We start from the raw sequence: 21,469 nt of genomic DNA, 5'->3' as shown, positions 1-21,469 counted from the left end.
ATTCGGTGGTTTTTTAATCAATGATTTTTTCTTTAATCAAGAATGTAGTCAATTCTTTTTTAACCATTTCTTCTTTAAAAATTCATTCATAGATGAACAAATTATAGACTGAATAATTTTTTTGTTTCATGAAGAACGATAATTCTAAATTATGATCCAAACTAATTGATTCATTATGAATTAATTTAATGAATAGAATAGCTCTATTTTTGCGATCAGAAACAGATGTATAAAATTGACCTGTTGCTTCATTAAAAGTTATTTGAATTTGATACTTATCTTCTAATAAATTGAATAATCAATCTTTAATTTTTTTATGAACTTGGTAAATTAAATTATCTTGAGATCGTTCTTTTTTTTCTAAATTTTCTGTGAATAAATTACGTAGTAGTAATTGATTTTTTTTATTTTTTAAATCAATTTGTTCTTTGCTGAATGGTGCGTAAACAATCACTGAATTTTTAGCTCAAAATAAAAATTTGATTAAATCAGTACGCATTTTTGGATCATTGTAAAATGAATTGAGTGACAAATTTTTTGTGAAACTAATTCGATCATTTAAAACAAAGAAGATTCTTTCTACCGGAAAATTAATCTCTTCATCTAAATTTAAAACAATCAGTTTATTTTCGGCAATTGCTGTCATGATTGTTGGATATGATAGAAAAATTTTGAGTAAATAATTCTTATGAAATTGATTTTTGACCACAATTACATTAACACTTTGATCATTTTTTTCAAGAAATAAATTATTGAAATCATCTATCAATTTTTTGAATAAAGATAAATTAATATCTTTAAAGAAATAGTTTTCATTTACCAAAATTGTTTTAATTTTACGATCAATTTTATGATCATTTTTGTCTACAGCTAAGAAAAGATTATTGATTGTTTTAGCAATTCGATAATTATTAGTATTTAAGTTGTAGTTAATATTGAATTCTTTAATATTTAAATTTTTAATTTGCGCATTCAAACTATAACCCAGATTCTCTTCAGCATAATAATAAAATACATGAGTATTTTCTCAGTGTGAAAAAATTTGAGGAATTAATTTTGCATTTTTGTGGGAAATAAATCAATAAGCAGTATTGAATTTGTTATAAAAAACTTTTTCATTAAAGTAAAGATTATTATGTAAATCCCAGATAATAAAGGGAAATAATTCTAAAATGATTTTTCAAAATTTATCAATAAATAAACTTGGTGGAATTTTTCCGTTTTTATTGGTTGCATAATTAAACATTTTCTGTAATTCATTTTTTTGATTGGGAGAAAAATCAGTTATTCTCTTTCATAAATTTAAAAAATAGTTATGCACTAAAATATCAAGGTTATGTTGATATTTTTCATCTGAAAAGTTATCAATTAACCTCTTTTGAAATAAGTCTGAATTAATAAAGGTGTTAAAAACTGGTTGATTACGAATTCAATTTTCATTAGTAATAGCTAAAAATTCTTCGCGATTAACCAATTTTGCATTTAATAAGATTTTTAAATCTGCTCAAGATACATAAAATAATTTAGTATTTGCAGCATTATAAAAAAATTTATAAAGTGTAGTGTAATTAATTCTGTCGTCTTCAGATAAAGTATAAAAACGAACTTTATCGGGAAGTTTTTTTAGTTCAATATATTTTTTTAAGTAAAACAACCCTTTTTCCATGACGCTTTCATCATAGTCAACTAAAAATTTTTCATGCTGTTTTAAATTTTTTCAAAAATCATCGTAACCATAAGAAGCCAAAAACTTATTGTGATCAATTGATAAATTGTAAATAACTTTCAATTTCTTAATTAGAGAATTTAGTTTAATATTTTGTGCTTGACAATAATTAAAAGCAATCATAGCTCATTCAGATCAATTTTTGTTTTTAGTTTTTTCATTTATTAATCATAATGAAAAATCCAAATTTTGTTCTTGAATGGAATTCATTAAATAAATTTTTTGGAAAATTTCCAAAAAATTATTTTCATCTTTATCGTATTCCAAAAAACTTCCAACAAAATGCTTTGTATCATCGACTGAAAATTCTTCTAATTTATTTTTTAAATTCAAGATTTGATCGTAAAATAATCCATAATCCAAGTCATGAAAATTAAAGAAAATTAAATTCTTTAAAGGTGAATGTGAATTGGATAAAAATGAGAAATTAAACGATATTGATCATTAAAGATAATTGCATTTTTATTTTGAGCAACATTTGCAAAAACAAGTTTAAGAATAAATTCTTCATTAATAATGTTTGCTGCACCATAATGTAAAACTTGTTGATTTTGATGTTTTAAAAAAAATTTTTCAAATTGAAATCTTTGTTGTTGGATAACATTATCATAATTACAACCTGTATCAAAATTTTTCATTCATCTAAAATTAAATAGGTTTTTTAATTCAATTTTAATATCACTAAAAGTAATATTTTCCAAATAAAAATTAGGTTTTAGATTTAATCATTTATTTTTATATTCACCATCTTTTTCTTTTAAAGAATTTTTAAAAATAAATTTAGACAATAAATCTTCATAACCATTTTCTAAATTGAAATCTTGATTGCTATAACGTTTAAAAATTTGTAGTTCGTCATCGAATAATTGAGAATTATAAAAAACTTTTTGAGGGTTGATTTTAATTATGTTAATTTTTTTATCTTTGTCTACAACTAACTGTACTGGACACAAGATAAAAGGAATAGTTAGAACTACCTTTTTTTCTTCATCAAAAACTTCCAAAGTATTAGCAGTAAGAAATAAATTATTTTTACCTCATAAATTGAAATTTTGATAATTACTGATTTGCTTTTCTAATAAGTTTAAAGTTTTCGCTTTTATAATCTTTTTTCAATCAAAAAGCTTTTCTCAAAAATCTTGCAAATTTTTAGAGTTTTTAAATTGGCTAAATTTTTGTCTAATTATTTTTAAAAAACTTTCATTTAAATTAATATCTTTAGCTTTAATTACATCTAAAAATTCGTTAAACGTCTTTACTTCAACTAAAATTTGAAAAACAGTTTCATACTTGCGGTTTAAATTAAAGGTTAGATGAGTTTTTTTGTCATTTAAAAAATCTAAAATTTCTTCACTATTAAAAAAAATTTGTAGATTAATTTTTCTTAAATCTTTTAAATCATAATCAGTTATAAAATCACTAAAATTTTCATCATTAGAAAAATTCATTTTGACTCTCCTTCTAGTAATTTATTCTCCTGTTTGATTGAATATTTGAGTCCAAAAAATTGTTCAAATAACCGGTCAAATAGTAATTTCCTTTATTAAAAGAGATAAAAATGTTTTATAATAAAGGTTAAGTATTGTGGTGTAATTGAGTGCTGCAATAAAAACTATCATTTCTATTAAATCAAAACTCTATTGATGTAATTATATACTTAATAATATTTTGCCGTAAATAAAGGATTTGATTTAGTTTTCAAACCCAAGAAAAATAAAAAAAGGAGATAACAATGGCTGTACAACAAAGAAGAGTTAGCAAAACTCGCCGCGACAAAAGAAGAAGTCATATGGCTTTAAAAAATCCTACTTTAGTTGCCTGTTCTAATTGTTCAAAAATTATTAAACCACACCGTGTTTGTGTTGAATGTGGCTACTATAAAAATATGAACGTTTTAAATAAATAAAAATTAAAATTTTAAATTTAGATATGTCCAATGATTCTAAAAAAACATTAAAGAGTTTAGAAAAGATCAACATTAAAAAATATTCAAAAATGAAGGTAAGTGATCTTTTCCCAATTTTCAATAGTGTTTTAATTTTGAACATCATTATTATTGGTGTATCTATTGGAATTATTATCGCTAAATTTTTATAAAAATTTAGTAATCGTTTTTTTGATAATAAAACCATTAAGGAATTTCTTCATGTCAGGATTCAAATTAATCAAATTATCTGAATTAGAAAAAATTTTGGATGATACTTCTCAACCTCTAGATAAACCCCTAGTTGTTTTATTTAAATGGGAAAAATGTGGCGTATGTACTGTAAATGTACCAATCATTGAAAAATTATTGTCATCTCCAGAAGTTATTGGAACAACTTATAATTACTGAATTGATGTTGATAAAGAAGATATTTGAGAAGAAGACCAAAATAATCCCCGTTGACAAATTACTGTTGCCCCAACATATCACGTTTATGATAAAAATCGTAAACTTGTCTTTGAACACAGAGCTTTTTTATCACTCGAAATTTTAAAAGATGTTATCCAGAAACAAATTTAAAATTTACTGGCCTATTTTTTTAGAAAAACGCTATATTTTTCTTAGTTTTTTTGCTGGTTTAATTTTTTTACTTAATTTTTTAATTTCCAACATCATTAGCGATCGTTGAATTAATAGCATAATCCAATGAACAACTCAAAGTAATTTTATTGCTTTTGCTGTTGTTCTTTTTTATTTATTTTTTTCTAAAAGCCCTTTGTTTAAAACAAATTTTTTAGTATTATTTGCTGGTAATAATTTATATGTTGCTGGCATTGGTTTTTGAATAATTCTTTTTCCAGCTGTATTTGTTGGCTTGCCTGAATATGTTGTTCCAATAAATAATATTGATGAAACATTGAACAATTTACATCATGATTTTTTTTCTTATTTTTGAAATCATTGCATAACCCAAATTTGTTATTTTTTATTCACAATTAGTGTTTTTCGCTCTGGTGACAAAAATTTCATGTATCCCGCAAAAATTCGTAATCTTTTTGCATCAATCTTAATTTGAAGTACCTACTATATTGTTATTTTTGGCATCGCTCTCAGTTTAACAACAAAAATTTTTCCAGTTTACGGAATTTTTAGCAATTTTAATCCAAATACAATTTATGAGACTTATAATGGCCATAAATTGTTTAATGGTCGGGTGTTATCGGTATCGATTATTGGAATTTATCTTATTGGTTTAATAATTGTTTATCTAAATTGACGGATTTCAATCCAGTTGAATTCAGATACATCAAAAAAATTATTAAAGAATATTGATTTAAAATAAAGAATCTATGAAAAATCATCTAAAAAATTTCTCTGATAATTTCAAAACAAAAACAAATTCAACATTTATTAAAAAGCAGATTTTAAATGCTTCATTATTTCATTTAATCTCTTTATTTTCACTTCTTTGTGCCATTACCTTATTAATTATTGGTTCTGTTAAAGATTCCAGTCTATATGAGGGGTTTGGTCTATTTTTTCTAGTTGTCTTTTTTGTTTTACTATGTTGTTCTTGATCATTAATTTTTCTATTAAATCAAAACGCTTTTTTTGTGAAACGTCTTATTGGTTCAAAATTTAATTATTTATTTTTTGCTTTTTGATTGGGTTTTAGCTTTTCTGATAAATTAACCGAATACGAATTAACTCATAACTATGATTTTAGTAAAGAAAATAGTCAAATAATCGTTCCAACAAAAACCAAAAAAGCTGTGCCAACCAAAAACACCACTGAATTATTAATTGGTGAAGAAAATCATGGTACAGAAATGATTGCTACCACAATTATTGATGCTAAAGAGCAATCACCTGTTTTAACTGGTAATTTTAAAGATGAAATTGCATTGCGTTCAGACAATATTAGCCAAAAACAAGAAGAATTACAGGACAAATTAAAACAATATCAGGAAATGCTGTTGAAAAAAGAAGAACTAGAATCACAGTTAGCAAGTTTACAAAGTCAAGTTAATTCTACTTTTGATGCCGAATTAGAATTGCAAAGAACTGCTGCTTTAGAAAAAATTAAAACCGAAATTTTAGAACAGTCTACAATTATCATTGATTTTGAAAAAGATGTTGATTCGTTAATTAGTGAAATTGATTTATCTTCCAAAACGAAGATGATTCGTAAAAAAGACGAGTTAGAAAAACTTTTAGCTTATTACCAAAACAAACAAAAAAATCAATAAAAAAAGAGTTATTTTTAATAACTCTTTTTTTATTTTTAATACTTGGTTTTAAAATGAATTTTTTTAAAATTCAAAATCTTCATCACGAATTTCTTCAATTTTAGTGGATTTAATATATCCATTTCCTTTAGTGGAAAAGAAATCGTGGTTCTTGGTTCCGGTATTAATTCCGTTTAATACAATTGGATTCACATCTTCTTGAACAGTTGTATATTGTGAATCAAAACCTAAGTTTTGCATCGCTTTATTAGCATTGTATTCTACATATGTTAAAACTTGTTCGGTTAATCCCACTTTGTCATAAAGATTTTTAGTATATTCTCGTTCTACTTCCATTAATTCTTCTAATAGATGAATAACGCGGAATTGTAATTCTCCTTGTGTTTTTTCATCAAATTCTTTGAATTTTTTACTAGCTAGCAAACCAATATAAAGACCATGAATAGCCTCATCGCGCACAATTAAATTAATAATTTCTGCACTACTCATCATCAATCCACTACCAGCTAAATAAAGAGGATAAAAAAATCCAGAATAAAATAAAAATGATTCTAGGAAAACTGAGGCAACCATTGCCATATACAAATCCTCATCATTATGAATATTTTCATAATAACTTAAAACAATTCCCAATTTCTTTTGTAAGGCCGGTTCATTTTCTACTCACTTGAATAATTGATCAATTCTTTCAGAAGATGATAAAGTAGAAAAAATAGAAGAATAGCTTTTTGCATGCATTTGTTCCATCATTCCCATGAATTGAACCGTTGCTTTAGAGTGCAGGTTGGTTAAATTTAATGAAAGATTTGTCATCCCAACCGCACCTTGATAAGTATCTAAAAGTGTTAAACCCGACAAAACCTTTTCATAAAGATCTTGTTCATCTTTATTTAATTTGGTTTCTCATTGCAACTTATCTGAAGATAAAGGGATTTCTTCGTCAACTCAAAATTGCCGAACATTCTGATCTCAAAAAATTTTGGAGTACTCGTCCTCCATTTGGTTTCAGTTAACTGCTTTTAATTTATTCTTCATAGTGTAAAACGAAATATCAAATTTAAATAAAAATAGATTAAAAAAACACCATGATGGTGTTTTTGGAATTGGATTCAATTCAAACAATTAAAGTCTTTTGAACTTAAAGTCTTCACACATTTTAATTGCTTGATTCGCTCTAATTTTACAACTAAAACCCTAAAGCTTGACAAAAGTTTCGGTGATTTTTCCCCCATTTTGCGTCAAAATATCGATTTTGCGTGAAAAATTAAACATTTTATTTTTTAATATTGGCTTGGATTTAGCTCATATTTGAAATATAATTACCCTACAGGCGACAAAAAACCTTGAAAACAGGTTTTTTCCGTAATTAAAACGCAATTTTATGTAAAAAATAAGTTTTTGCATAAATTTTTTTTGTTTAACAAGGTGTCTGTTTTTTTTTTTTTTTTTTAATAAAGATTACGTTTTTTTTATTCTGATATACAAATACTTTAATAATTTTTATGATTTTAGTTTTTATAAGTCGAACCAACAATATTAAACGTTTTATTCAAAAATTACAACACATTAATCGAATTATTGAATTGAATCATCAAAATTACACAATCGAAATTAATGAACCTTTCGCTTTAATTACTTACACCGATAAACTCGGAATGGTGCCTGAAACAGTTGAAAAATTTTTAGAAAAAAATTATCATTTTTTGAAAGCAGTTGCTGCTAGTGGTAACCGAAATTTTGGGAATAATTTTGCGAATGCTGCAAATGTAATATCTGAGAAATATAACGTACCCATTTTATTAAAGTTTGAACTTTCAGGAACTCAAGAAGATGTTGATGAGTTTCAAAATAAATTTTTAAATTTATAAAAATGTCAATTAATGAAAAACAAATTAGGAGGTAATGATTATGGAAAAAAGCAGTGCGAATAAACAAAGTAGTAAATACATTGAATATAACAATTTATTAAATCGCCGAAAAGAAGATGGTTTTTTTGATCTTGAAAAAGATCAATTAGCCATTAAAGAATATCAAAAATCCATTCAGGATTTAAGCATCAATCATGGCGGACCAATTGAAAATATTCAATGATTAATTGAACATAATTATTATTCTGATTTTTTACGCGACTACAATCATGATGATGTGAAAAGATTAGTGGAGAAAATTAGATCTTACAACTTTTCTTTTACTTCTTACATGGCGATTAGCAAATTCTATGAAAGTTATGCTTTAAAAACTGATGATCGTAAATACTTTTTAGAAAATTACGAAGATCGTATTATTGCAGTTGCTTTAGATTTAGCTGGTGGAGATTTTCAATTTGCTTGAGATTTAGCAGTTTCAATGATTGAACAAAGATACCAACCTGCTACCCCTACTTTTTTAAATGCCGGAAAAAAACGCAAGGGTGGATTAGTTTCTTGTTTTTTACTAGAGGTTGATGACTCGCTAAATTCTATTAATTTTATTATTTCAAATGCGATGCAACTTTCTAAAATTGGTGGTGGTGTGGCAATTAATTTGTCTAAATTAAGAGCACGAGGGGCTGAAATCTTAAAAATTAAAAATTCTGCTTCGGGAGTAATGCCAGTTTTAAAAATTTTAGAAAATGTTTTTTCATATGCAAATCAATTAGGACAACGTCCTGGTGCTGGTGCTGCTTATTTAAATATTTTTCACTATGACTTAAAAGAATTTTTAGATTGTAAAAAAATTAATGCCGATGAAAAATCTCGGATTCAAACTTTATCAATTGGATTAATTATTCCAAATAAATTTTTTGAACTTGCTGAAAAAAATCAACCCTTTTATATTTTTGAACCATACACAATTTACAAAAAATACCACAAACATCTTGATGATTTGGATATGGATCTTTGATACGATAAACTAGTTGCTGATGACGATATTATTAAATCAAAAGAAGATCCTCGTAATATTTTGGTTCAAATTTCTAAAACCCAATTTGAATCTGGTTATCCATATATTATGTATAAAGATAATGCTAATCGAGTAAATCCTCTTAAAGAATTAGGCCAGATTAAAATGAGTAATTTATGTACTGAAATTTTTCAAATACAAACTACTTCTAAAATCAACGACTATGGCATGGAGGATGAAATTGGTTATGATGTTTCATGTAATTTGGGTTCATTAAATATTAATAATTTAATGGAATTAAAAAACATTGAAGAATCTGTTGATATTGCAATGCGTGCTTTAACACGAGTTTCTGATATCTCTGATATTTCTAATTCACCTGGTGTTAGAAAAGCTAATAGTGAATTGCATTCAGTGGGTTTAGGCGCTATGAATTTAGCTGGTTGATTAGCAAAAAAGAAAATTGCTTACGAAGATCCAATTGCTATTGAATTCTCATCTGTTTTATTTGCTGCAATTAATTTTTATTCCATCAAGTCCAGTTGCAAAATTGCTAAAGAACGTAAACAAACCTTTAAAGGTTTTGAAAAATCAGAATATGCTAATGGTAAATATTTTGATCGTTATTTGAATAACAGTTATTTGCCACGCAGTTTAAAAATTATTGAAATGTTTGAAGGTATTAAACTACCTACTGTAAAAGATTGAGAAGAATTAAAAACAGAGGTGGTTAAATATGGTTTATACAACGCTTATCGTTTAGCAATTGCACCAACTCAATCAATTAGTTATATTCAATCATCTACTGCATCAATTCAACCAATCATTGACACAATTGAAACCCGAATGTATGGTGATTCATTAACCTATTATCCAATGCCGTTTTTAAGTAAAGATAATGCTTTATTCTATAAATCTGCTTACAACATTAACCAATTCAAAATCATTGATTTAATTTCTGAAATTCAAACTCATATTGATCAAGGTATTTCTACCATCTTATATGTAACTAATCAAACTTCCACTCGAGAATTAGCGCGATTATATATTTATGCCTGAAAAAAAGGTTTGAAATCTTTATACTATACAAGAACTAAAAACCTAGAAGTTAATGAGTGCTTGGCTTGTGCGGTTTAGTTAGAAAATAATGATAAAATAACAAAGATGTGAATTAAACTTCACGCATAAAAATTGGAGTTCTTAATGAATAAAAAAATTGCATTAACAATTGAAGTTTCACAAGAAACTTATGACAAATTAGAAGAACAATTAGAAAATATTAAATCTAATGCAGATTCAGCTGAATTAAAATCATTCGTTGATGTTCGCACTGTTGAAGAATTAATTGAAAACTATGTGAAACAAATTGCTTTAATGAATGAAACATATACAGCAGCAGCTGAAAAAATGGAATCTTTGTTTCGTAAATTTGAAGAAAAAGGAGTTGACTTAAATGACTTTTTTACTTCTTTATTTCCTAATAAAGATGAAAAAAAGCAACAAGAAGAAGAAAAAGTTAACGATTCTACTCCGGTTGATGACAAAAAATCATCTGTTAAAAAAAGCTAATTTTTTAATCACAAATATGCAAAAAAACCACATGTTAATTCATGTGGTTTTTTTATTTGTTTTATTAAATGGTAAAATTAATTGATAAAAAAGAAAAAATAATTTGTTATTAAAGTGCCTTCTCGTATTTATTTGCATAGAAAAAACATTCCCAATGCCATTACAATTTTTAGAATAGTTTTAGCCTTGGTAGCTGTTATTTTCTATTTTCTAGCAGTCAATAATCACCATTATCTTTACACAGTTAATTTCACTGCGCTCAATTTAATTTCTTCTGTTTCTCAATGAGGATTTATTGGAGCCTGTTTATTTTTTATAGCAGCTATAAGCGATTTTTTTGATGGTTATTTAGCCAGAAAATGAAAAGTGGTTTCCAACTTTGGCAAAATTGTGGATCCGATTGCTGATAAAGTTTTAATTAATGGAACTTTTTTAATTTTGGCAATCAATTTTCAAATCGCTGTTGCTTGGGCCGTTTTATTATTTATTGTTCGTGATATCATGCTTGATAGTTTGAGAATGATATCAATCCGAAAAAAAATAATTGTAAGCGCTAGAAATTTAGGCAAGTGAAAGACTTTTTTACAAATAATAGCTATTTTGTGAATTTCCTTATTATTTTCTATTCCAATCACCCAATTTCAAAATTCAAATTTTTGGTTTTATTTCATTGTTCAGAATGGATTCACTATTATTGCTTTATTTTTTTCATTAGCTTCATTTATTGATTATTCAATTGTTTTTATTAAAAATAAAGTTCATCTTGGTGCTTAATTGAAACACAAGTTATTTCAACAAAATCCACTTTTTATTTCTCCGCTTTATGGTGAAGAAGAATTTCAGGATTTTTTAATACAAAATGACAGCCGTTTAGGTTTTTTGTTAACTTTTAATTTTTATTGTAAAAGTTTAAAAAAACAATCGCTTTTTCTAGAAAAATACATCGGAATCCTAATTAATACAATTTTTTCAAACTATAAAAAAATTTTTTTTATTACAAGGAACTTTGTTTATTCTGCTTTTTTGGATTTAACCCATTTAAATCCTGAAAAAACCGAAACAATTGCTAAATTAGAACAACAAATTGAATGAGCTGTTAATTATATCAATAAGGTTTTTCAATCCATTGATACCGATTATGAATTACGGTGTTATCAAACCATTTGAGGTTATGATTTTTATGATCATGTTCAATTAATGAAAGTTGCTGAATTGGGTGTCCATAATTCTGAATATGGAGATCGAATTTTTTATAAAAAATTCAATCCTCATATTCTTAATTTTGACTTAGATGTTGCTCGCGAAAAAAAAGATTTAAAATCTTTTTTACACAACTATAATTTAAGTTTTTCTTTGCAGTTGAAAAAAGATAATACTCACAATAAAGAGTTATATGTTGGACAAATTTTAGATTTGAAAAATCTTATTTTGGATCTTAATTCATTTTTTAGTGAAACCGTACCGTTAAAATTAAGACCAATTTTTTTGCGATACATTAATTATCAATTTTTAAAAATTTATGCTCGAATTGAAAGCCCCAAAGCTCCCATTTTGATTTGTTTACCAGTTAAGTATTTGATAAAAAACAAAAATGAATTTTGGCGGTTTTTAAATAAAATTAATTATTTAAAAATTGATCATAATAATATTTTGTTTTATTTTTATGATCCTCAAAATATCAGCGAGTCCATCAAAGAAAACATATATTCTTGATTTGAAAATAATAATTTCAGCCTAGAATATCGAAAGTGAAAATAATGGAAAATAATTTAATCATTCTAATTTTGTTAGGAATTTCAACAGGCATTTTAGGCATTTTTTTATGTGCGGGGATTGTCTTTTTTTTCCGTAACAAAAAAGTGCAATATGTTTTTCGACAAATTGTGCGACTTTTTTTACAAAAACGCAAAATTGATTACTTAGAATATAAAAATTTTTCCAACCAGTTGGCTGGTGTTTTAACTCGACTTTCTAAAGATGTGGTAGGCGGTTTAATTGTTGTTGAACAAAAAGATGATTTAACAGATTATGTGAAATTAGGTTATTCAGTTCGTGCTAAATTCTCATCTGAATTTGCTACTAACATTTTTTACAATAAACTCTCGCCTTTACATGATGGAGGCATGATCGTCCGTAATACCGAAATTATTTCAGTTTCATCCTATTTTCCAGTAACCAAACAACATTTAGAATCTTCTTTTGGGGCTCGTCATCGTGCAGCTGTGGGAATTAGTGAAACAACTGATGCTTTGGCCTTTGTTGTTTCTGAGACAACCGGAAATATTTCATATGCTCAAAAGGGTAAAATTAAAATGTTAGCTAAAACTGCTAATAAACTAACTAACCAAATTTATGAATTACTAGTTAATAATAATCCTTCTGATTTAGTTAGTGATGAAATCATTATCCAAGGAACTTTGGAAAAAAATCGATCTTTATGATCTTAAAAAAATTTTGGTATAATCAAATAACTGTTATTTAAAAATAATATTTTTATTAAAAAGAATATTAATTGTTATAAATAACAATGCATATTAATTATGAAACAACGATATCAAATCAATAAAGTAGAACAGTTCAATTCTCCTTGAACCCAATACGAAAAAGACGGACGAATTAAATACTATCGCCGCTCTAAGTTAGAAGATCAAAATCAAGCCCCTTCTACTAAAGAAGTTGAAATGCAAAAAGTAATTGAAGAAAATTTAATCAAAAAGCAAGAAGAAGAAAAATTTCTAGCAAATCGTGCTACTTTCATTAAAACTGATACTGTTAATGAAAAATTATTAAATTCAACAATTAAACTAAGCACAACTGCCACCAAAGAAATGTTAAAAACCCTGCCATGATATAAACGTTTAGGTTTGTTCAGAACCAATTATTCTTTTGGTTACAATTTCCTGCGCACGTTTTTTGTGATGGGTTTAATTATGTTGACAATTATCTTTTTTTGCATTTATTATTTATCATTTACTCACGAATTGCCTTATTTAATTTTAGGAATTATCTTTTTTGTCTTTTCCATTTTTGCACTTGGTTATTTCGTTTATCGATTCCTCTAGCTTTAATTCCTTTTCTCGTCAAAACAATAAAAAAAGCAAACAATTTAAAGTTGTTTGCTTTTTTTATTGTTCCTTTAAGTAGGCGAAGTTAGTTTAAATTTTTAATTAGTTCGATTGATTCAAGGTTTATGACTCTGCATTTTCTTTTTCAGTTGTAAAAATTTTCAATGGTGAAAACCAAGATTAACTCCGTTATGAATAAAAGAAATTAATCAAGTAACTCCAATATAAACCCCAATTGTTGCCCCAATATTATTTGGAAAATCCAGGCCTAAAATTTGACCCGCCGCATAATATTCGCCCGGAATGCCTGCAAAATTTGATCAATCATTGACTGATAAACCAGTTACATTTCATTGCACATTACCAAAACGAATGAATAAATAAACATACAATAAATAAATGCCGCCCATGAAAACGGTTGAAAATAATGCTTTGGTGTCAAATTTTTTCGGATAAGCAGCCAAGATAATAGCGCCCATAAACACAATGTTATAGTGCATTAAAAAATATAATCGGTTCGGGTAAAAACCTAAAAAAATAAATTCGGCATTAACTGGCCCCATGCTGGTAATTTTTAAAGCATATAAAGTAATCCCGCCTGTAAAAATACTAATCGTAGCTAACTGGCGAGTAATTTTACGCTTCTTATCAAAAATTAAATTTAATCCCATAAAAACTGATAAAAAGGGACACATATCCAACAAAAAAACCTTAGAATAAGCAATTGAATATTGATAATCAGGTGCTGCATTGGACAGATTTAATCAATTAGAAAAATCTAAACCCCATCGGGCTGCAACAAAATAAATAACAGCAATTCCCCCTCAAAAAGCAAATAACCAGTATTTGACTTTAGGTTTTAAAGCAAAATTGTGAAATCGAAAATAAAAAATAATTCCAACACAAGCAACGATAATTAATGATGCAATAAGCAATAGATTTGATTCAGCTGTCATTGTTAATCATCACTCCTTACTATGCTTGTTTATTGCATTAGCTGTTACGACTTAATTTAGCAATTTCCCGACGTAAAGTAATTTCTGTTTGATGATCAAAAATTCCTTCAAGTTTTTGATCAAATAATTTTTGTTCAATTTCACGGTGATGATCCAAGAAATACTGATCAGTTGTTTCTGTAGAATTTAAAAAGAATTCGGCATAAATTTGACAAAAATATTTATCAATTAACATCACACCTGGACCTAATAAAAATTCTTCAGTTGTTCCGTTTAAATATTTAATGATGGCAATGCCTAGCTGAATGATACGAATTGTTGGTAATTGGTTACGATTAACGCCAACGAATCCATCATGAACCTTGATTTGAGCGTATAAAATTAAATCATTAAATTTCACCCCTTCAGGAGTGGCGATGTGTAATCTTAATTCGTGATCATGATTCATAATAATATTCCTTGTGAATTAAACCAATTATTTGTATCAATTATTTGTTTTGATCAGCTTCAATTTGTTTTGCTTTAGCATAAACATCATCAATATTACCAACATACAAGAAAGCTTGTTCTGGTAAGTGGTCAACTTTACCATCAATGATCTCTTTGAAACTTCTTACAGTTTCTTTTACTGGAATATATTTACCTGATTGGCCAGTAAATTTTTCAGCAACAAAAAATTGTTGGGAGAAAAAGTTACGAATTTTACGAGCACGATAAACGGTTAATTTATCTTCTTCAGATAATTCATCAATTCCTAAAATAGAAATAATATCTTGTAATTCCTGGAATTTTTGCAAAATTTGTAACACTTTTCGAGCTACAGTGTAGTGTTCAATTCCAACTACTTCAGGGTTTAATAATTGTGAACTAGATTCTAGTGGTGAAATTGCAGGATAAAGTCCTAGAGCCGCAATTTTTCGGTCAAGCACGGTTTTAGCATCCAAGTGAGCAAATGTTGTGGCTGGTGCAGGATCAGTTAAGTCATCAGCAGGCACATAAACTGCTTGGACTGAAGTAATTGATCCTTTTTTAGTAGAAGTAATCCGTTCTTGTAATTGACCCATTTCAAAAGCTAAAGTTGGTTGATAACCAACCGCAGAAGGCATCCGACCTAACAACGCTGAAACTTCAGAACCAGCTTGGGTAAATCGGAAAATATTGTCAATAAACAACAACACGTCCTGACCACGTTGATCGCGGAAATATTCAGCCATGGTCAATCCGGTTAAAGCAACCCGCATCCGTGCACCTGGTGGTTCGTTCATTTGACCGAAAACTAGAGCAGTTTTATTTAAAACTCCACTCTCTTCCATTTCATAATAAAAATCATTTCCTTCTCGGGTGCGCTCTCCAACCCCAGCAAAAACTGATAATCCCCCATGATTAGTAGCAATATTATGAATTAATTCTTGCACAATAACGGTTTTACCAACTCCAGCACCACCGAATAAACCAATTTTTCCCCCTTTAGCGTATGGGGTTAATAAATCAATAATTTTAATTCCGGTTTCCAAAATTTCCAGCTTAGAAGATTGGTCTTCTAAAGATGGAGGGTTGGCATGAATGGTTCGAAATTCAATGTTTTCAGGCATGGGTTTTTCATCAATTGGTTGTCCAGTTACATTAAAAATTCGTCCTAAAACCCCTTCACCAACCGGAGCTTGAATGGTTTTTAAAGTACGATTGACCACTAAACCTCGGTACAATCCATCGGTTGGACCCATGGAAATACAACGAACAATGTCGTTACCGATTAGTTGGGCAACTTCTAAAACAATTGTGTCATGGGTTTCAGGGTGAATAACTTTTAAAGCCTCGTTAATGAAGGGGCTAGATTTTGGGTTAAATTTCACATCGACAACCGGACCAGTTAACTGGTAAATCACCCCGTTGTCTTGATGTTGTTGATCAATCTGTTCATTCATTGTTAACATTTCTACTTTCTTTGTTTTTGGGATGATCCACTAATAATTTCAATAATTTCTTGAGTAATTGAAGCTTGACGAGTGCGGTTGTATTCGAGTTTGTATTCATCTAACAAAGCATTAGCATTATCAGTGGCCGCATTCATGGCATTAAAGCGAGACGATGACTCAGAAATTTTTGCTTCTAATAAAACCGCATAAAATAGATGGGTAAATAGTTGGGGGATCAAACTAATCACAACTGGTTCAACATGAAATCCCAGTTCATAATGACTTAAATTTTCTTCAAACGCATATGACATTAAAGCACTTTTATCATTGTAGGATTCCAGTTTAATTGGTAAAACTTGGAAAGTTTCAGGCTCAAATGTTAATGAATTAATGAATTTGGTATACACAAAAATAATTGAACTAAAATCATTTTTCAGAAAATGATCAAATAAATCTAATGCCTCAATAAACATTGCATCAGTATCTAAATTTCGATCAATTTGACTAACTGTATCTAAAATTTTTCATTCCGGATGTTGGGAATTAATGATTGAATGTAAACGGGTTCCATAAACAATTAACTGGTCTTTTTCTGGATCTTTAATTAGTTTTCGCAATTTTTTAACAATCTCAGAATTATACCTACCACACATACCTAGATCTGAACCAAAAGCAACATACAATTTTTTTTCGCTAGTTTGATTACATTTGTTATATTCATAAAATAACCGATTTACGGTTTTTAAATCAAGATCAGGATTATTAATTGTTTCGCGAAAAACATTCATGATTCCCGCAAAATAGTTTTGGTAGATTTGATATTTCTTTTTATACTTTTGCAATTTAACAGTTGTAACCATTTTCATTGCAAAAGTAATTTTAGCAGTGACCTCAATTGATTGGATCCGTTTTTTAATGGATTCTAAATTACTCATGAATTTTCACCCTAAAGATTAGCTAATTCATCAGAACTTAATTTAAATGATTCCACTGTTTTAGCATAATTTTCTAAGGCACTACGACTAAACGCTTTTAAAACTTTTAGTTTTTCTGGACTCAGTTCTGAATTTTGAATCAAAGCTTGACGAATTTTAGTCTTTTTGAATTCTTTAATGGCAAAAGCACTAAATCCCTGAATCTCATGCAGAGGAACTAATTTGATGAAGCGGTTTTGAATTAAATAAAGTAATAAAATTTCATCGACTTGTTCGTATGGTTGATTATTAGTTTGTCGCAACATTAAAGTGGTTTTTTCACCATGCTCAAGAATTTTTTTAGTATTTTCATCTAAGTCAGATCCAAATTGGGAGAAAACATTTAATTCATTATATTGAGCTAAATCCAATTTTAATGAACCACTCAATTTACGAATTCCCGCAATTTGCGCAGCTGAACCCACCCGAGAAACGGATAGTCCAGTATCAATAGCAGGACGTTGACCAGAATTAAATAAACTGGATTTGGTAAACAACTGTCCATCAGTAATGGAAATTACATTGGTAGGAATATAAGCTGAAATGTCTCCGGCTTGAGTCTCAATAATTGGTAGAGCTGTAATTGATCCCCCACCATTCTCTTTATTTAAACGACCCGCGCGTTCTAGTAATCGAGAATGTAAATAGAAAACATCTCCGGGATAAGCTTCTCTTCCGGGTGGTAATTGTAATAACAGTGAAAGGGTGCGATAAGCAATTGCTTGTTTTGATAAATCATCATAGATGATTAAAACATCCTTACCAGCATGCATTCAGTGTTCTGCAATTGTAACACCCGCAAACGGAGCAATATATTTTAAAGCTGGCAAATCTGAAGCTGAAGCCGCAACTACAGTTGTGTATTCCATTGCTCCATTAAGTTTTAAAGTATTAATAACTTGCGCAATTGTGGAATTTTTTTGGCCAATTGCTACATAAACACACAAACAATTTTGACCTTTTTGATTAATAATGGCATCTAGAGCAATAGCGGTTTTTCCGGTTTGTCGGTCGCCAATAATCAATTCCCGCTGGCCTCGACCAATCGGAAACATGGCATCAACACTCAAAATACCAGTTGCTAACGGTTGATCAACTGATTTTCGCGCCATTACTCCGGGCGCAATTTTTTCAATTGGTGAATATAATTCAGTTTTTAATTCACCCTTGTCATCAATTGGCTGACCTAGAGCATTAACAATTCGTCCTAATAAGGCATCACCCACAGGAACACTCACCACTTTACGAGTTCTTTTCACCAAACTACCTTCAACGATGTCAATGTAATCATTCAACATGATCACTCCAACAACATCAGATCGTAGTGAAAAAGCAATTCCTAAAATACCGTTATCAAACTCTAACAATTCGTTTAATAAACATTCTTTTAATCCGCCAACCGTAACAATCCCGTCACCATTACTGATGACCACACCAGTTTCATCAGAAATTTTTTCTTTTTTGTAGTCTTCAATTAGTTTACGAATGACACTACTGTATTGGTCTAGTTTCAAATTTGAATTAGCCATAAAAATGATTCCTAAGGATTAATTTTTTTAATTTCTTTTTTCAAGTTATTTAGTTGGGAATTTAACGAATAGTCTTCAACATAATCATTGATTCGTACACTAATGCCTAAAACCATTTCAGGAATAACAGTATACTGAAAGACTAATGGTTGGTTGTATTTTTTAGTTCAACCAGTTTCTAGTTTATTTTTTTGTTTTGAACTTAATTCATAAGCAGATTGCACTTGCACCACTTGAATATTCAACCGTTCTAAAACCATTGCATCAATAGTCTGTACTAAATCTAAAAAGTAATAACTATATCCACTGTCAATAAAAAATTTTAAGCCATTCACATAGTTAAGATCATATGGCTCAACCCTTAAAAGTTGATCTAAAAAATTAATTTTTTGCTTTGACTCAACTGACAAATCAGTAAATAAATTAATTAATTCAACATTTTTTTCAAGTAATTTTAAAACCTGATAATTTTGTTTGGAAAGATTTTCTAGTTCTTGCTTAGTTGCAAAAAAACTAATAATTGCTTCAGCAAATTGCTTAAACAATAAAATACGTTTTCTCATTGTGATAATTAATTTAATGAATCTAGATATTCATCCACGAATTTTTGATTGGCTTCATTGTTAGCATCTTTAGAAATAATTTTGCTTGCAATTGCTAACGCTAATGTGGAAACTTCATCTTTTAAATCCTGTTGAGTAGATTTTTTAATTTGTTCAGCTTGTCTTAAAGCATCTTCATGAATTAATTTTGCTTTATTATTTGCTTCTGTCAAAGTCTTGTTGGTAATTTCTTCAGCATCTTTTTTAGATTGATAAAGTAAATCACTAATGGTTTTTTGGGTTTCTAAGCGTTCTTTTTTAATCTCAGCTAAATTTTGAGCTGCTTCGTTACGATCACGATCAGCTGATTCAATATTTTCATTCAATAATTTACGACGTCTTTCCATATACATTCTGGTTGGCCGTCAAATTAAAAAAATGATAACCGAAATAACAACAATTGCACTGAAAATATGGGCAACTAGAATCCAAACATTAGGAATAATTTGTTTAAAGAAATTATCTCCACCTAAAACAGATTCGTTCTGTTCAGCCATAATAGTTGCTTGTGCTTGTTGCAATAAATTGGGTAAAAAATTTTGCATAATTTATGTCACCACTTTGGTCTAAATGACTTTTAATTTGCAACGAAAATTAAAAGCAGAGAAATAATAATTCCATAAATTGCGACAGTTTCAGCAATCGCCACACCAATAATAAACTGTTTGAAAACTCGCGCTTCTACTTCAGGATTACGAGCAATCGCTTCAATTGCTTTACCCCCAATATAACCTTGACCAATCCCTGATCCAAAACCAGCAATCATAGCCACCCCAGCACCAATATAGGCACCAAAGCTATTGGTAATATTAACATTTGTTTCCTGTAAAACATGTTTTCCTGTTTCACTTATTTGATGTACTTGATTTAATAATTCTACTAACGGTTGAAATTTAGACATATTTTTCCTTAAATAATCTTGTTCTTATTTTTTCAATAATTTTCTATTAATTCTTTAAATAAAATCTGGCATCATTAACGATTCTGTACTGAAGAAACGTTTTGATTGAATTCTTTTTGGCACTTCATTCATTTGCTCAGCTGACATATTCGCTTCTGTTGTTCAGTATGACAAAGTTAACATCATGAAGATTAATGGTTGAATTAATCCTGGCACCATATCAAAATACATGTGCAATGGAAAAACCACAAATCCAGAAATTGTTGCTCCTAAATAACCAAATCTTTGACCAACAAAATTGTTAACAATTAATTCGTATAAAGCACCTAAAATAATTGAGCCAGCAAACATATTTCCCCAATAACGAAACATCAAAGAGAAATTTTGGCTTAGTTTACCAATCCATTTTAATGGATCAGGAATTGGAATTTTTCACTTTTTATAACCAATTTTAGTTGTGAATTCATTTAAATAATGTCATTTTTGGTATTTAATTCCAAAATAAAAAGTTCCAAAAAAACAAATCAGAGCCAATGACAACGGCACTGTAAATGAACTTCCTAATGATTCTAATCCCGCAATACCAATCAAGTTAGATGATCACAGAATTGTAAAAATATATAAAAAATATCAGGTAAATGTTTCATACCTTTTACCTAACATATCCACAACTGTATTGCGAACTCAATCGATATAAAGTAAAACAAAAAAAGCCAAACCTCTAGGTACTTCAGTTGTTTTTAATTTTTTAATGGAGAGATAATAATAAATCCCGACACCTAAAACAAAAATTGTGACAGCAATAAAACTCCAAATATGTTCGGTTGGTTGCGTTGCATATTTGCCAAATTGTGGTGAATTATTCATAAAATCACGCTTTCTCAAAAGAATTCAAATTTGCGAATTCTTTTCTAAAACTAATAAAGTATTTTATACCTTTTTTCTATAATTTATACCTAATCACAAACTTTTCCAAAAAAATAATGAAGATGCTAAAGAGGTAAGCTAATTGGTTTGGAACAATCCCTAAAATAATAAAAAGGATCGAAAAAATGTTGTTATTGACTAAGTAATTAATTAAAATACCAAATCACAAACCAGTTATTGCAATTAAAATAATTAGGAAATAAACAAGAAATAATTTAGTTTTAACTATTTTTTTTGTAATTTCA

General features: G+C 28.4%; 23 protein-coding genes. 11 read left to right on the top strand and 12 right to left on the bottom strand.

Going from position 1 to position 21,469, the window contains the following annotated elements; all coding sequences use genetic code 4:
* Nucleotides 1–13: 13 nt before the first annotated feature.
* Nucleotides 14–2,059: a hypothetical protein gene (locus NPA10_RS00330; RefSeq protein WP_256547553.1), complete on the bottom strand. Its 2,046-nt coding sequence runs from the start codon at nt 2,057–2,059 to the stop codon at nt 14–16.
* Between the two features lie 59 nt (nt 2,060–2,118).
* Nucleotides 2,119–3,174 (bottom strand): hypothetical protein, encoded by a 1,056-nt coding sequence (locus NPA10_RS00325; RefSeq protein WP_256547552.1) that lies wholly within the window; start codon nt 3,172–3,174, stop codon nt 2,119–2,121.
* A 284-nt stretch (nt 3,175–3,458) separates the two neighbouring features.
* Here NPA10_RS00325 and rpmF point away from each other — a divergent pair, with 284 nt between their 5' ends.
* From rpmF to NPA10_RS00305, 4 genes are all read left to right on the top strand, one after another.
* On the top strand, nt 3,459–3,632 hold the full coding sequence (gene rpmF / locus NPA10_RS00320; protein ID WP_256547551.1) for a 50S ribosomal protein L32: 174 nt from the start codon (nt 3,459–3,461) through the stop codon (nt 3,630–3,632).
* Nucleotides 3,633–3,872: 240 nt separating this feature from the next.
* The gene (locus NPA10_RS00315) at nt 3,873–4,232 is read left to right on the top strand and encodes a thioredoxin family protein (RefSeq protein WP_256547550.1); all 360 of its coding nucleotides are present in this window, start codon (nt 3,873–3,875) and stop codon (nt 4,230–4,232) included.
* Nucleotides 4,233–4,428: 196 nt separating this feature from the next.
* Nucleotides 4,429–4,995 carry a hypothetical protein gene (locus NPA10_RS00310; protein WP_256547549.1) on the top strand — a complete coding sequence of 189 codons (567 nt, stop codon included), beginning with the start codon at nt 4,429–4,431 and terminating at the stop codon, nt 4,993–4,995.
* 271 nt (nt 4,996–5,266) lie between these two features.
* Complete coding sequence (locus tag NPA10_RS00305) at nt 5,267–5,902, top strand: hypothetical protein (protein ID WP_256547548.1); 636 nt, start codon at nt 5,267–5,269, stop codon at nt 5,900–5,902.
* A gap of 63 nt (nt 5,903–5,965) precedes the next feature.
* On the opposite strand, the gene nrdF is transcribed toward NPA10_RS00305, so the two are convergent.
* Entirely contained in the window at nt 5,966–6,937 is a 972-nt protein-coding gene (gene nrdF / locus NPA10_RS00300) for a class 1b ribonucleoside-diphosphate reductase subunit beta (protein ID WP_256547547.1), read from the bottom strand.
* Nucleotides 6,938–7,404: 467 nt separating this feature from the next.
* On the opposite strand from nrdF, the gene nrdI reads away from it, so the two are divergent.
* From nrdI to NPA10_RS00265, 7 genes are all read left to right on the top strand, one after another.
* Entirely contained in the window at nt 7,405–7,770 is a 366-nt protein-coding gene (gene nrdI / locus NPA10_RS00295; protein WP_256547546.1) for a class Ib ribonucleoside-diphosphate reductase assembly flavoprotein NrdI, read from the top strand.
* 40 nt (nt 7,771–7,810) lie between these two features.
* Nucleotides 7,811–9,922, top strand: coding sequence for a class 1b ribonucleoside-diphosphate reductase subunit alpha (gene nrdE, locus NPA10_RS00290; protein ID WP_256547545.1), 2,112 nt, complete (start codon nt 7,811–7,813; stop codon nt 9,920–9,922).
* A 66-nt stretch (nt 9,923–9,988) separates the two neighbouring features.
* The gene (locus tag NPA10_RS00285) at nt 9,989–10,354 is read left to right on the top strand and encodes a hypothetical protein (RefSeq protein ID WP_256547544.1); all 366 of its coding nucleotides are present in this window, start codon (nt 9,989–9,991) and stop codon (nt 10,352–10,354) included.
* A gap of 132 nt (nt 10,355–10,486) precedes the next feature.
* Entirely contained in the window at nt 10,487–11,128 is a 642-nt protein-coding gene (pgsA, locus tag NPA10_RS00280; protein WP_256547543.1) for a CDP-diacylglycerol--glycerol-3-phosphate 3-phosphatidyltransferase, read from the top strand.
* Complete coding sequence (locus tag NPA10_RS00275; RefSeq protein ID WP_256547542.1) at nt 11,129–12,112, top strand: hypothetical protein; 984 nt, start codon at nt 11,129–11,131, stop codon at nt 12,110–12,112.
* Nucleotides 12,112–12,801: a diadenylate cyclase gene (locus NPA10_RS00270; protein ID WP_256547541.1), complete on the top strand. Its 690-nt coding sequence runs from the start codon at nt 12,112–12,114 to the stop codon at nt 12,799–12,801. The genes NPA10_RS00275 and NPA10_RS00270 overlap by 1 nt, the downstream gene beginning before the upstream one ends.
* 93 nt (nt 12,802–12,894) lie before the next feature.
* Nucleotides 12,895–13,416, top strand: coding sequence for an ABC transporter permease (locus NPA10_RS00265; RefSeq protein WP_256547540.1), 522 nt, complete (start codon nt 12,895–12,897; stop codon nt 13,414–13,416).
* Nucleotides 13,417–13,517: 101 nt separating this feature from the next.
* Here NPA10_RS00265 and NPA10_RS00260 read toward each other — a convergent pair whose 3' ends face one another.
* The 9 genes from NPA10_RS00260 to NPA10_RS00220 all read right to left on the bottom strand — a co-directional run bounded on the left by NPA10_RS00260 (nt 13,518) and on the right by NPA10_RS00220 (nt 21,164).
* Nucleotides 13,518–14,375 (bottom strand): DUF5378 family protein, encoded by an 858-nt coding sequence (locus tag NPA10_RS00260; RefSeq protein ID WP_256547539.1) that lies wholly within the window; start codon nt 14,373–14,375, stop codon nt 13,518–13,520.
* Between the two features lie 37 nt (nt 14,376–14,412).
* The gene (locus NPA10_RS00255) at nt 14,413–14,823 is read right to left on the bottom strand and encodes a hypothetical protein (protein WP_256547538.1); all 411 of its coding nucleotides are present in this window, start codon (nt 14,821–14,823) and stop codon (nt 14,413–14,415) included.
* A gap of 40 nt (nt 14,824–14,863) precedes the next feature.
* Complete coding sequence (gene atpD, locus NPA10_RS00250; RefSeq protein WP_256547850.1) at nt 14,864–16,300, bottom strand: F0F1 ATP synthase subunit beta; 1,437 nt, start codon at nt 16,298–16,300, stop codon at nt 14,864–14,866.
* 11 nt (nt 16,301–16,311) lie between these two features.
* Nucleotides 16,312–17,226 (bottom strand): ATP synthase F1 subunit gamma, encoded by a 915-nt coding sequence (gene atpG / locus NPA10_RS00245; RefSeq protein ID WP_256547537.1) that lies wholly within the window; start codon nt 17,224–17,226, stop codon nt 16,312–16,314.
* Nucleotides 17,227–17,237: 11 nt separating this feature from the next.
* Nucleotides 17,238–18,794, bottom strand: coding sequence for a F0F1 ATP synthase subunit alpha (atpA, locus tag NPA10_RS00240; RefSeq protein ID WP_256547535.1), 1,557 nt, complete (start codon nt 18,792–18,794; stop codon nt 17,238–17,240).
* An 11-nt stretch (nt 18,795–18,805) separates the two neighbouring features.
* Nucleotides 18,806–19,357 (bottom strand): ATP synthase F1 subunit delta, encoded by a 552-nt coding sequence (gene atpH, locus NPA10_RS00235; RefSeq protein WP_256547534.1) that lies wholly within the window; start codon nt 19,355–19,357, stop codon nt 18,806–18,808.
* An 8-nt stretch (nt 19,358–19,365) separates the two neighbouring features.
* Nucleotides 19,366–19,941 (bottom strand): F0F1 ATP synthase subunit B family protein, encoded by a 576-nt coding sequence (locus NPA10_RS00230; protein ID WP_256547533.1) that lies wholly within the window; start codon nt 19,939–19,941, stop codon nt 19,366–19,368.
* Between the two features lie 32 nt (nt 19,942–19,973).
* Nucleotides 19,974–20,267 carry an ATP synthase F0 subunit C gene (gene atpE / locus NPA10_RS00225; protein WP_256547849.1) on the bottom strand — a complete coding sequence of 98 codons (294 nt, stop codon included), beginning with the start codon at nt 20,265–20,267 and terminating at the stop codon, nt 19,974–19,976.
* A gap of 84 nt (nt 20,268–20,351) precedes the next feature.
* Nucleotides 20,352–21,164: a F0F1 ATP synthase subunit A gene (locus NPA10_RS00220; protein ID WP_256547532.1), complete on the bottom strand. Its 813-nt coding sequence runs from the start codon at nt 21,162–21,164 to the stop codon at nt 20,352–20,354.
* Nucleotides 21,165–21,469 lie beyond the last annotated feature (305 nt).

The organism is Mycoplasmoides fastidiosum (assembly GCF_024498275.1).
GTDB lineage: Bacteria > Bacillota_I > Bacilli_A > Mycoplasmatales > Mycoplasmoidaceae > Mycoplasma_N > Mycoplasma_N fastidiosum.
The sequence above is the reverse complement of the archived record's forward strand: the minus strand, read 5'-3'. Positions and strand labels throughout refer to the sequence as shown.